The following is a 12,239-nucleotide window of genomic DNA, read 5'->3' as shown; positions in this document are numbered from 1 at the left end:
GCTGCAGGCGCTGTGCGCGAGTTCCCCCGGCGGATCGTTGTGCAGCGGCCTCTCGGACGGGTCGCGCACCGGGCTACGACCTTGGGTCTGAATCGCCCTTCGGAGTGCCGACATCTGTCTTGGCTCGGCCGTGACTGCCCTCACCTTACTACTCAGCAACATCGCGGTTAGGTTTGTTATTGTTCAACCACTAACTAAGGAGCAGTCATGAGCACCAACCCGGCCCACGAGCTCACCCCCGCACAGCACGCCCTTTCAGAGCACCTGCGGCTGGTGTCGTCCGGCCAGATCGACGAGTGGATCGGGCTGTACGCCACGGACGGCATCGTCGAGTTCCCCTTCGCCCCCGCCGGTGTGCCCACCCGGGTGCAGGGACGCGAGGCGCTGATCGCCCACATGCGCGGCTTCCCGCAGACCTTCGACGTGAAGTTCGTCGACGTGAAGTTCATCGAGACGACCGACCCCCGGACCGCAGTCGCCGAATACCGGTCGGAGGGCAGTGCTGTCAGCACCGGCAAGCCGTACGAGCAGACGGTCATCACGGTGATCCGCCTCGACGAGGCGGGCCTGGTCGAGCGGTTCGTCGACTACTGGAATCCTCTCGTAGTCATCGAGTCCATGACCCCCGACGAGGCGGCCAGTGGCCAAGACGTGTCGTGGCCCTCGAAGCGTTGATCCGGTTCGGCGGGGTGAGACGGGTCATCCACCCGTCTCACCCCGTCCCCACTTCGCAGTGAAAGACTGGGAGACATGCCCGCCCCCGGCTCCAGCGTGAAGAGCGATCAACGCCGTCGAGTCGTGCTCGACGCTGCTGTGGCCTGTTTCGCACGCAAGGGTTACTACGGCACGACGACTGGTGAGATCGCCGAACGAGCCGGAATCTCTCAGCCCTACGTCTACCGCCTGTTCGCCAGCAAGGAGGCGTTGTTCGCCGGTGCCGTCCTGCACGTATCCGAGCTGATCTCGGATGCTCTGACCGGAGCCGGCGCCGATGAGGCCGGGCCGCCCCGGCAGCCGGAGGCGGCGATGCGTGCGATCCGATCCGCCTATAGCACCCTGATCCAGGACCGGGACGTCATGCGGTTCCTCATGCAGGCCAGTTGCGCAGCCGACGAGCCGCTCGTCGCCGAGGCGGTGCGCAAATGCTACGCCCGGCAGGTCGAAATCGTCGGTGAGCTCCTGAACCACGACGACGCTGCGGTCCGGCACTGGTTCGGCGCAGGCATGCTCGAAAATGTCACGCTCACCCTCGGCCTGGCCGACGTCGACGAGCCCTGGGCGCGGACCCTCAGCGGACAAGCTGAGCCGAGCCAGGCGATGAAATAGAGCATCTCTACTGAGAGATCCGCCGTTCTTTCCTTCTCACTGAATCTGATCCGCACAGCTCAGCGAAGCCCGGCTGGATCAGGTTCGATGAGAACCTACACTCGCCCGGCCGCAGTCCTATGACGCTGACTGGGCCCTCATCCAGACCGCACGGGTCGCGGCCCGCACATGGCGCGCCCGCCCGGACTCGACTCCCGTCCGCTTCAAGGCGATCGCCGCGGGTGAGGTCGTGCTCAACTCACGCGATCAGCCCTTGGCCGAACAGCTCCGGCGCAACTACAACGATGCCGGGGCGATCGAGATGGAAAGCGCCGGAATGGCTCGGGCCGGCCAGATCTCCCGGACACCGACACTCACCGTACGCGGTATCAGCGACCGAGCCGACGGCCGCAAACAGGTCGTCGACGCCGCCGGGTCACAGCCGAGGGCTGCCGCGCACGCCGCCGAGTTCGCGATGGACATCATCACCGACTTCCTCGACGAGGCGAGTGCCCCGCCCCACCCGGTCCGGCCGCAGACCGTCAGAACATCAACGCTCTCGGTACGCCCGGATCCTCGACCTCGCCCGAGTGGCGCACGGTGAGTCACTCACCCGAGGCCGCCTGGCGATCGGACATCATCGGGCAGATGTGGAGTTATGAGCATTCGAGATCGTGGGCAGACTCCGGTGACCTGGGTCGCCTCGGAGAGCGAACATCGGCAGCTGTTTGAGGACAAGCTCTGTGAGGAGGGCGACGAGTTCCTCGGGTCGGGTGAGCCTGAGGAGCTTGCTGACATCGTTGAGGTGGTGTTTGCCCTGGCGAGCAGCTGCGGCGTGGACAGGCACCGGCTGGAGAAGCTCCGCGAGACGAAGCGAGCGGCGTGTGGGGCTTTCGTGGACCGTATCGTGTGGTCCGGCGACCGGCCGTAGCATGACGCCGGGCGTCGTTACAGCTCCGGCTTGAGTAAGAGAACCCTGCTGATCCCCGACGACGCGGCAGGCCCGTCGATGGAGTCGTCAGGTGCGAGACCGGCACGGCGCCCCTGGCTTCGCTGGATCGACATCGCGCCGATCAGCTGTGGTGGGAATGCTGAGCAGGGCGGATTCCCGCCAGCACCCGCAGCAGGTCCAGGTTGGCGGCGCCGGGTGAGCCGGTGGCGGCGGTGTAGGTCACGATGCGCAGGTCGGCGCCGGGGACCGTGAGGACGTCGCAGTCGAGGGTCACGGGGCCGATCTCCGGGTGGGTGATGGTCTTCTCGTCGCTGGTCAGCACCGCGGCGTCGACCGTCGTCCACAGCCGTGCGAACTCCGGGGACGTCCGCCGGAAGCCGGCCACCAGCGCCGCCAGCCGCGGGTCCGCCGGATAGCGGTCCGCCGTCTCGCGCAGGTCGGCGACGATGGTGGCCGCGAACGTGTCCGGCCCGGTCACGGACCGCAGCGGCCGGAGGTAGGCGGCGGCCGCCCCGGTGCCGAACAGCATGTGGACGATGGACCGTTCCCGCTCGGGGATGACGGCCGGGTCACCGTGCAGGGCGGTCCACATCGCGTTCCACCAGAGCAGGCTCCAGTCCGCGGCGAAGATGCCGATCGGCACGTCGCCGAGCCGGGCCGCGAGGCGTGCGACGCCCGGCGGCACGTGGTCGTCGACCATGCCGTCCTGTGGCGGCAGCAGCCCGGCGGCGCGGAAGAGCTGGTCCCGTTCCGGGCGTCGCAGTTGGAGGGCGCGGGTGATCGCGGCGACCGCCTGGGCGGACGGGTTCGTGGCGCGGCCCTGCTCCAGACGCAGCACGTATTCGACCGAGAGGCCGGCGAGACCGGCCAGCTCCTCGCGCCGCAGCCCGGGAGCGCGACTCTTGGCCGTCCGGGTGAAACCGGCGTCGGCCGGGTCCAGTCGATCACGCCACCGCCGCACCAGGGCTCCGAAGGCTACCGCGCTCATCGGTGCATGATCGCATCCTGGGTACTGCCGGTACCACGACCGGGCAGGAGGCTGGTTGCCGCGCGGTCCCGGCCGGAGGCTGGTCGCATGCTCATCGACAGCACCGACCGGACCGTACCGATCACCGTTTTTGCCCGGACCCCCGCGACGCCCGCGGTCGCCTTCCGGATCATCGCCCCGATCGACCTGCGCCGGGTGTTCCTCGCCGATCGGTTCTTCCCGGGCATCGCCGAGGTGTCGGACCAGACCGACACCTGGGATCACGCCGGCGTCGCCCGGCGACCGCGCTTCACCGACGGCTCACAAGCCACAGAAGCCCTCACCGAGTACGTCGAGGGCCACGGATTCGCCTACGAGCTGACCGGGTTCACCAACGCGCTGGCCACGCTGGCTCTCGGCGTCCGCGGCGAGTTCTCGTTCCTGCCCGACGGCGGCGGCACGATGATCCGCTGGACGTACGAGTTCAAGCCCCGGCCGGGACGGGCCTGGATCGTCGCCGGGCCGTTCCGGCCGCTGTGGCAGCGTTACATGCAGGCCGCGCTCGACCGGATGGTCGCGGTCGTCGCCGAGGGAGAGTGACGCACACATGGCAGGACTGGCGATCTTCGGAGCCTCAGGGATGATCGGCTCGGCCGTACTCGCGGAGGCTCTTGATCGTGGGCACGAGGTGCTGGCCGTCGCGCGTGACCACACGAAGCTGACGCGACGGCATCCCGCGCTGCGGGTGCTGGCCGGCGACGTGCGCGACCAGGCGACGGCCGCCGCCGGCGTCGCGGGCCAGGACGTCGTGATCAACGCGGTCGGCGGCGGCCACGGGGACGCCGCCGGTCATCGCGCGACCGCCGAACCGGCGGTGCGGTCACTGGTGGCGGCGCTTCGTGCGGCCGGTCCCGGCCGACGCCTGATCACGGTCGGCGGCGCCGGATCCCTGCGGACCGCCGACGGCAGCCTGCTCCGGGACTACGCCGGCCTGTCCGACACCATGCGCCAGATCATTCGGGCGGGCGGCGACGCGCTGGACTACCTCCGCACGGTCACCGACGTCCGCTGGACCACGATCAGCCCACCGGCGCGGATCGGGCCCGGCCCACGGACGGGCTCGTACCGCAGCGCACTCGACACCCTGATCCTCGCCGAGGACGGCACGAGCGCGATCTCGACCGACGACTTCGCGATCGCCGTGCTCGACGAGGCGGAACGCCCGGAACACGTCGGCAGGCGCTTCACCGTAGGTTACTGACAGCGCCGCGGCATGGCCGCTGGCGTCAAATCAGCCGGTGAGGAGGCGATCACGCATGAGCCGGTGACGGAACTCGTAGGTGGCACCGGACTGGCGGAGGATTCCGTAGCTGCAGGCCGCTTCGAGGAATGGCAGGAATCGCCAGGGAACCCGGCCGGTCAGGCCCGCGAAGATCCTGAACTTGATCCAATCGCCCCAGACTGAAAGCACGAACACGGCGCAAAGCACCGAGGCGAAGAACATCCCGACACCTCCGATGAGGCCCTGCGCGAGTCCGGCCTCGATACCGGAGACGGGTATACCGCCGAAGAAGCCATATCTCAGTCCCACGAAGCTGCCGGAGACAACGCCGATAGCGGTTCCCTGGAAGAGCGCAAGGTCCCGCTCGAATCTGAGTCCATGGCGTGGGGACGAGACGTAGTCGATGTCCACGTCCCGGCTGACCAGCGGCACCACCGTCGTGCTGATCGCGATCGAGGCGCCGATCAGGGAAGCAGGCCATAGCCCGGCGGCGTCGGCCAGAATAAACGCCATCGACAGGCCGCCGAGGATGCCGACCGCCAGGGACACGGCGGCCGTTCGGTAGCGTCCCCTGAGCCGCAGATGCAGCCGACGCGGTCCCGGTGCGGTCCTCGGCCGAAACCTGGACAGTAGGGTCACGAGAAAGCCGAACTGAAGGACGGTGGGGACGAATGCCGGGCCTGCCGGGATGTGCGACAGGTAGGCCACGGCGACCAGTGTCGCCCCGGCGAGAGCGCCGACGACGAGAAAGTTCACCAACCAGTGAAACCACCGTGGCACCTCCTTCCGCAACGCCCACCAGGCGAGGCTGCCGCCGTTGTCCACGGTCAGGCCAGCGGTCCGCTTCAGCCATTCCCTGGCCCTGACCGGGTCTCGCCGACTCGCGACAAACGTGTCGAATGCCGTTTCGGCGAGGCGGCCCTGAATGTCTGCAACGCTGCGTTCCGTCAGCTCGGTCAACCGCGCAGGGTCACTCGCCGGATCGGCGTGGGTCAGGGCGGCAAGATAGGCGAATAACGGCACCCGAAGCGTTCTGATGAGCGGGCCGAACCGCTTTCGCCCGGAAGCCGAGGTGAGAATCGCGATCGTGGGTTCCCAGATGCTTCGGCCGCGGTCATCGGTCGGACCGGCCAGCCGGAGGTAGGTGAAGACGCTGCGGGGCTCGGGCTGACCGACCTTCATCACCACGGCGCCGGGTAGTGTCCGCCACCTCCGGGTGACCTTCAGGTAGAAGCCGTCCTGACTGCCGAGGACGAGCGGATCGCCTGGCAGCCGGGACAGCGCAGCGGCCGCGGCGCCCGGTGACATCTGGTCGAGGTTGTCGAGCAGAGGAAGCACCCTTCCCTCGTCCAGCAGAAGCACCGACCGTCGGACACCGGTGCCGGGGTCCTCGGTGGCGAGAATCGGATAGGCTCGGACGCTCTCGTCAAGAAACCAGTCCCTGAACGAGGTCGCTTCCGGATCCCATGTCCGAAGGTCGAGGAGAACAGGCAGGCGGGGAGCGATGCTGCCAGGCGGCGTGTCGCGGATCCGCCTCAGTAGATCTTCCGCGAGCGTCCTCAACAGTGTCGACTTGCCGGACCCCGGTTCGCCGAGAATCACCAGCCGTCCGGTGGGAGCCCTCGCGAACGTCTCGGATATGTCGAGGTTGCCCCGGAGCAGGATGTCGAGCCGCTCGGAAGCCGGACCAGTGACGTTGCTCCAATGATCCGACGCCGGAGGACTGACGACGGACAGGCGAAGCGGGATCCGCAGGCGCTCGTCGACCCGCCGGGTCCCGGCCTCGCTGCCGATCGATCGCGCGATGTGGGCTGCTACGCGCCGATGGGTGGTGTCGACCTTGGACTCGTCGGGAAGCAGATCCTGCTTGTCGCGGCGCAGCAACGGTGCAGTCGCCATCACGAGTGCGACCAGGCCACCGACGATGCCGAAGATCCAGCTGGCGCCCTCAAGGCCCTGTGTCCGCCATCCGAACGCCACTGCGGCCAGCAGCGCCAGAAAAGTCACAGCGACCGCGATCCACCGCAGCGTCATCGCGCGATCGTATTAGCTGGACGGCACCGGCCAGGGCGCGCCGGATGCTTCTTGGACCGATCGGCCGGATCTCTCGGCATGATCGGACCCCTGCTTCCGGGTGTACGCCAACGGCCCCGAATCGCAGTAGCCTCGGACAGCATGGCATCGGACGGGTTCACGGCGGTCGTGCGCGCGCACCGCGACGGCGATGCGGCGGCACTCGTGCGCGCTGTCCAGGAGCTGGCGCTGTCGACCGATCTCGGCTCGGTGCCGGCTGACCGGGCCGCGGAGGTCGGGAACGCGTTCTACCTGCTGGCCGAGCAGACCGACGACCCGGAGCCGTTGCGCGGGGCCGAGCGGGCGTATCGGGCGGCGCTGGCGGGCGGTGACCACGGGGAGGCAGCGCGCTGGCGTACCCATCTGGGCATGTGTCTGGTTCGTCAGAGTGAGCGGATCGGGCGGGCTGCCGCGCTGGACGAGGCGGTGCCGCTGCTGCGGGCCGCGGCCGCGGAGCTGCCGGGGGATCTCGCCGCCCATGCCAACCTCGGGCTCGGGCTGATGCGGCTCATGGAGCGCACCGGGGAGGCCGCGCTGCTGCCCGAGATCCTCGGTGCCCTGTCGGCCGCGGGGGACGCCGCCGTGCGCAGACCGTCGGCGCGGGCGAAGATCCTCAGTAACACCAGCAGCGCGCTGATGGCGGCGTGGGAGCTGACCGGGCTGCGGGAGCACCTCGACGGTGCCGTTGACGCGGGCAGGGCCGCGTGCGCGCTCGTTCCGGCGGGTGACCCGGCCGTGCCCGGTTGTGCGGCGGCGCTGGCCCGCGCGCTGCTCGACCGATCCACCGTCACCGGTGACCGGTCGGCGGCGGCGGAGGCGTCCCGTCGGCTGCGTCGCAGCCTGCGCGCGGTGCCGGCGGGTGATCCCGATCGGCCGATCTACCTGAACCAGCTCGGGATCGCCGGGCGGCTCACGTTCGCGGGCACGGGTGACCTGGCCGCGCTGGACGAGGCGATCCGCGACTGGGGCGAGGCGGTCCGGCTGCTGCCGGACGGGCATCCCGACCGCCTCGCGTTCCGGGCGAACCGGGCCGGCGCGCTGCGGAACCGGTTCGAGACGGTCGCGGACGTCGGCGCGCTCGACGAGGCGGTGCGGGAGCTGGAGGAGGTGGTCGCGGCGACCGAGGCCGGCGATCCGGAGCGGGCGGCCCGGCTGGCCGGGCTCGCCAACGCACTGCACCGCAGGGGCGACCCGGTCTCGCTGCACCGCGCCGCAGAGCTGCTGCGGGCAGCGGCCGGCCTGGTCCCGCCGGATCGGCCGGAACACCGGGCACATCGGACGAACCTCGGATCGGTCCTACTGACCGGGGCGCGCCTCGCCACCGCGGCGAACGGCATCGACGAGGCGATCGAGGTGCTGTCCGATGCGACGGCCGGCGTCGGGCCGGACGATCCGGAACTGGCCGATACGCTGCTCAACCTCGGTGACGCGAGAGCGCTGCGGGACGGTCCCGGCGACCGGGAGCAGGCCGCCGAGGCATACACGCGGCTGGCCGGGACCACGGTGGCGCCGGCGCTCACGCGGGCGATGGCGGCCCAGGGGCTCGGTCGTCTGCGGGCACGTGCCGGGGACTGGGCGTCCGCGCGGGATGCGCTGGGGCAGGCGGTGGGGCTGCTCGACCTCGTTGCCTGGGCCGGGCTCGGCCGGGACGATCAGGAACGCCTGCTGTCGCAGTTCCCCGCGCTGGCCACGACCGCGGCGGCGTGCGCGCTCGAACTCGGCGATGCCGACGACGCCGTCGAGATCCTGGAGCAGGGGCGGGGCGTGCTCTATGCGCAGGCGCTGACCAGGTGGGCCGACACGGGCACGGTGCGCGCGGACCTGGCGGAACGTCTCGGCGCGGCCCACGATCTCATCGAGGCGCGACCCGCCGTCTGGGAACGGCACCGTGCCGTGCGGGAACGTGACGCCGTGCTCGACGAGATTCGCCGTACCCCCGGCCTGGAGCACTTTCTTCGCCCGCCGCGCATCGGCGACCTGCGAGCCGGGCTCGGCGACAGCGACAGCACGGTTGTGATCATCAACGTGGCCGCGCACCGATGCGACGCGTTGCTGATGACCGGCGACACGACCGGTCACGTCCCGCTACCGGATCTCCACAGCACAGACATCACACGGTACGCCGCGGCGGCGATCCGCCCCACCGACGCCGGACTGACCGAGGCGCTGGGGTGGCTCTGGGACACGGTCGCCGGGCCCGTCCTGGAGCGGGTGGCGCCCACCGGCCACGTCCGGTGGATGCCGACCGGCGCGCTCTCCTTCCTGCCGATCCACGCGGCCGGTGACGCGCTGGACCGGGTGGTGAGCTCCTACGCCCCCACCCTGCGCAGCGTGGCGTCCGTCGGCACGCCGTCGGCGACCCGGCTCGCCGCGGTCGTGGCGCCCGGGGACACCTCGCGCCTGCCGGCCTCGCTTCAGGAGGCGGCCGAGGTGATCGGTCGTCTCGGCGCGGGCGCCTCGCTCCTGGCCGGGGCGGACGCGACCACCTCCCGGGTACGGGACCTGCTCGCCGACGTCGACTGGCTGCACTTCGCCGGGCATGCCGAGGCGTTCCCGGCCCGGCCGTCGGACAGCCACCTCGCGTTGCACGACGGTCTGCTGCAGGTCCGGGACATCCTCCGGCACCGGGCGACGGCCCGCACGCTGGCCTACCTGTCCGCGTGCGCGACCGTCCAGGGTGGTGCACGTCTGCCGGACGAGAACATCCATGTCGCGTCGGCGCTGCAGCTGGCCGGTTTCGCGCACGTCATCGCCACGTACTGGCCGGTGCCCGACGCGGTGGCGAAACGTGCCGCGCGGCTGATCTACGACGGTCTGCGTGGCGGCCGGCCCGCGCACGCGGTCAACGCGGCGAGCCGGGCGCTGCGGGACCGGTATCCGGGGCAGCCGACGCAGTGGGCGGCGTACGTGCACGTGGGCCCGGACGCCGAGGTCACGCTGCCCATCGGGTAATCGCCGCCCGGAGCGCCACCGTGTCCTCGGCGTCCGGGCCGAGGATGCTCTCGAAGTCCGGGAGGAGTCCGGCGAACATGGCGTGTGCGGTCGCCGGGTCACCGGCGGTGCCGGTCCAGTGCGCGAGTTCCCCGCGCAGGTAGAGCAGTTCCGCCCCCGCGCCCGATGACACCAGCTCAGCGAACGCGTCGCGGGCGGCGACGGCGTCCCCGGCCAGACCGGTCCAGCGCGCCAGCTCCGCCCGTTGGGTCAGGACGTCCGGATCGTCGGGACCGGCGAGCCGTATCCACTCCGGTATCAGCTCCGTCAGCAGGTCACGGGCGCCGGCGAAGTCTCCGGCCGCGCCGGTCCACCGTGCGAGTTCCGTGCGATCGAGCAGGAGATCCTGCTCGTCGGTGCGCAGCGGTACCAGCGCCGCGTACGCGTCCCGGGCGGCGACCGTGTCACCGGCCTGCGCCGCCCAGTAGGCCCGGTTGGAGAAGGCGACGAGCGTGTCCTCCGGATCGGGCGCGGCCGGATCGGGCGCGGCTGGATCGGGCGCGGCTGGATCGGGCGCGGCTGTGAGATCCCTCAGGAGGGCGTAGGCAGCGGCCGGGTCGCCGGAATGTCCGGTCCAGCCGGCAAGGAAGACGGTGCCGAGGAAGGTGCGCTCATGGGCCGGTCCGAGCAGACGGCGCGCACCGTCCACCACGACGCTGCCCAGCGCCCTCGCCTCCGCAAAGCGCCCGGCCGCGGCCAGGCCGTCACCGGCGTGCAGGCAGGCGTTGGCCAGCTTGTCGACCTGGTCCAGGTCGCCGCTCTCGTCGGCCACGAGCCGGAAGACGTGGACGGCGGCGTCCGCGACCTCGGCGCGCGGCACCTCGATGATCAGTGTCGCCAGCAGTGCGATGTGGGCAGGGCGTTGCCCCGATCCGGTCCCGTCGCTCTCGGCGAACGCCCTGACCTGTGGATCCATGCTCAGCACGTCCGGTGCTGTCCGCGTGATGAGCGCCAGCGCGGCCAGGCCGTCGACCAGCGCCTCCAGGTGCGGGCCGGTCAGCCGGGGAAACAGCTCCGAGCCGGCCAGCAACGACGGATCCAGCAGCAGCCGGTACGGCACCGGCGCGTCCGGCAGCACGCCGAGCAGCCGCAGGAGCGTGCACGCCTGGCCCAGCCCTTCGTCGTCCAGCCGGTCGAGGGCGATGCCGGCGGCTGCATCGAGCGGCGGCCCGGCCCGCATCAGCAGCTCGGTCCGATAGCCGGTGAAGGTCCCCTCCCCCACCCGCGTGAGGTAGCCGGCGGCGAGCCGGCAGAGCAGCGGGTCCCCGCCGAGCCGTTCGACCAGCGCGGCGGCCTGCGCCGGAGAGCCGGCCCTCGGGCACAGCGCGAGCAGTTCAGACGGTGTCTCCACGGCGCCTCCACGCGAAACAGAACTCGACGGGACTGACCCGGTCACGCAGGCCGGCATTCGGCAGCAACGCGACCTGACCAGCGGCGATGACCGCGACAACAACACACGAAGCACACACCACGAAGTCGGAGAGTCCACGAAGGCCCGGACTGGCGTTGGTGGTCTTGAGCCGCCTCCTGGCCCACCACACCGTGGAGGCGACGGTCACCTACTCCGGTGCGGGCGCCACACTGTCCGTTCCGCCAAGTCTGCTGTGGGCTCTCCGTCCGCCGCGTACCCGAGGATGGACCATCACATAGGCGATCGGCTACGTCTTCATCGCGTCCGCGATTGCAGCACAACTATTTCTCCGCTACCGGCCGCAACGGATCGAGGTTCCTTGTGGCGGTCGTCCGGATGGCACAGACCGCGCGACCGCGCACACCTCGCTACGCACCACGCCGCCGGCAACCGACTCGCGTTCCGCCGGTCAGCGTCCTTTCCGCAGGTCCTCGATGACGTGCTGGTAGGCGTCGGGCTGGACGGCGAAGGAGCCGTAGTACGGGTAGCTCATCTCGATGATGAGGAAGAGGTTGGTGGCGATCACGGTGCTCGCGAGGACCAGCAGGGCCCGGCGGACGGCGGTGTCGGACAGGCCGAAGAACAGCAGCATGGCGACCATGGCGGCGGTGGAGGTCAGCACGCCGAACCACATCACCCCGGACACCCGCTCGTCGCCGGCCTCGGCGTCGTTGTCGTGGTGGAACTGTTCGGCGCGGCCGATCCGCTGGAGCGCGTCCAGTGTGAAGGCGCGTTGTGCGTCGGTGGTGGGCCGCAGGTTTCCGACGAAGGAGGCCAGGCGGTCCAGGTCGGCGGTGCGCTCGCGGCCGCTGCCCTCCTCCAGCCGGGTCTGCCAGTCGTCGACCAGGTCCGACTCGTACTGAATGATCTCGGCGATGACGGTCTGCTGCACCAGTGTGTCGAAGACGATGCTGTTCGGGACGAGCGCGGTGAGGCTGGCCGCCTCGTCGCGCACGGTGTCCTTGGCGCTGGTGTAGCCCTCCCAGAGGGACACCACACAGAGGCCGATGACGATGGCGTAGGCGACGCCGACCACCGAGACGATGATGCCGGTGACGTCGTTGTGCTGATGCAGGCGTGTGTGCGGGATCCTCCGGTGGAAGATCACGTCCAGGCAGAGTACGAGGAACGGGAGGCCGAGGATCAGCACCGCTCCCACCAGCCAGGGCGAGACGTCTCGTACGAGCCACAGATCCACACCGCCTCCGTTCCGGGGTCGATCAACGATAGGCCAGAAACCCCGCATATCGGGCGAAAA

The 12,239-nt window shown here is 70.3% G+C and carries 10 protein-coding genes and 1 pseudogene; 7 read left to right on the top strand and 4 right to left on the bottom strand.

Translation table 11 applies throughout. The annotated features are described in order from the left end of the window. Positions 1–207 precede the first annotated feature (207 nt). The 4 genes and pseudogenes from OP04_RS21315 (at position 208) to OP04_RS21300 (ending at position 2,236) form a co-directional block, all read left to right on the top strand. Complete coding sequence (locus tag OP04_RS21315) at positions 208–675, top strand: nuclear transport factor 2 family protein (RefSeq protein ID WP_033341522.1); 468 nt, start codon at positions 208–210, stop codon at positions 673–675. A gap of 75 nt (positions 676–750) precedes the next feature. Then, positions 751–1,326: a TetR/AcrR family transcriptional regulator gene (locus OP04_RS21310; RefSeq protein ID WP_033341521.1), complete on the top strand. Its 576-nt coding sequence runs from the start codon at positions 751–753 to the stop codon at positions 1,324–1,326. Positions 1,327–1,447: 121 nt separating this feature from the next. Next, positions 1,448–1,909 (top strand): annotated as a pseudogene (locus OP04_RS21305) (5'-methylthioadenosine/S-adenosylhomocysteine nucleosidase family protein); the annotation flags it as partial. Positions 1,910–1,993: 84 nt separating this feature from the next. Then, complete coding sequence (locus OP04_RS21300) at positions 1,994–2,236, top strand: nucleoside triphosphate pyrophosphohydrolase (protein ID WP_051798493.1); 243 nt, start codon at positions 1,994–1,996, stop codon at positions 2,234–2,236. A gap of 142 nt (positions 2,237–2,378) precedes the next feature. Here OP04_RS21300 and OP04_RS21295 read toward each other — a convergent pair whose 3' ends face one another. Further along, positions 2,379–3,245 (bottom strand): helix-turn-helix transcriptional regulator, encoded by an 867-nt coding sequence (locus tag OP04_RS21295; RefSeq protein WP_033341520.1) that lies wholly within the window; start codon positions 3,243–3,245, stop codon positions 2,379–2,381. Positions 3,246–3,332: 87 nt separating this feature from the next. On the opposite strand from OP04_RS21295, the gene OP04_RS21290 reads away from it, so the two are divergent. Next, entirely contained in the window at positions 3,333–3,824 is a 492-nt protein-coding gene (locus OP04_RS21290) for an SRPBCC family protein (protein WP_033341519.1), read from the top strand. Between the two features lie 7 nt (positions 3,825–3,831). Beyond that, positions 3,832–4,485, top strand: a complete 654-nt coding sequence (locus OP04_RS21285) for an NAD(P)-dependent oxidoreductase (protein WP_033341518.1) — start codon at positions 3,832–3,834, stop codon at positions 4,483–4,485. Positions 4,486–4,515: 30 nt separating this feature from the next. On the opposite strand, the gene OP04_RS21280 is transcribed toward OP04_RS21285, so the two are convergent. Further along, on the bottom strand, positions 4,516–6,540 hold the full coding sequence (locus OP04_RS21280; RefSeq protein ID WP_033341517.1) for an NACHT domain-containing protein: 2,025 nt from the start codon (positions 6,538–6,540) through the stop codon (positions 4,516–4,518). Positions 6,541–6,681: 141 nt separating this feature from the next. Here OP04_RS21280 and OP04_RS21275 point away from each other — a divergent pair, with 141 nt between their 5' ends. Continuing rightward, positions 6,682–9,531, top strand: coding sequence for a CHAT domain-containing tetratricopeptide repeat protein (locus tag OP04_RS21275; RefSeq protein WP_033341516.1), 2,850 nt, complete (start codon positions 6,682–6,684; stop codon positions 9,529–9,531). Here the strand turns inward: OP04_RS21275 and OP04_RS21270 are convergent. Beyond that, positions 9,512–10,921: a hypothetical protein gene (locus tag OP04_RS21270; protein ID WP_033341515.1), complete on the bottom strand. Its 1,410-nt coding sequence runs from the start codon at positions 10,919–10,921 to the stop codon at positions 9,512–9,514. The two genes, OP04_RS21275 and OP04_RS21270, sit on opposite strands and share 20 nt — an antisense overlap. A gap of 469 nt (positions 10,922–11,390) precedes the next feature. Continuing rightward, positions 11,391–12,179, bottom strand: a complete 789-nt coding sequence (locus tag OP04_RS21265; protein ID WP_033341514.1) for a bestrophin-like domain — start codon at positions 12,177–12,179, stop codon at positions 11,391–11,393. Positions 12,180–12,239 lie beyond the last annotated feature (60 nt).

The sequence above is a fragment of the Catenuloplanes japonicus genome (genome assembly GCF_000717135.1).
GTDB lineage: Bacteria > Actinomycetota > Actinomycetes > Mycobacteriales > Micromonosporaceae > Catenuloplanes > Catenuloplanes japonicus.
The sequence above is the reverse complement of the archived record's forward strand: the minus strand, read 5'-3'. Positions and strand labels throughout refer to the sequence as shown.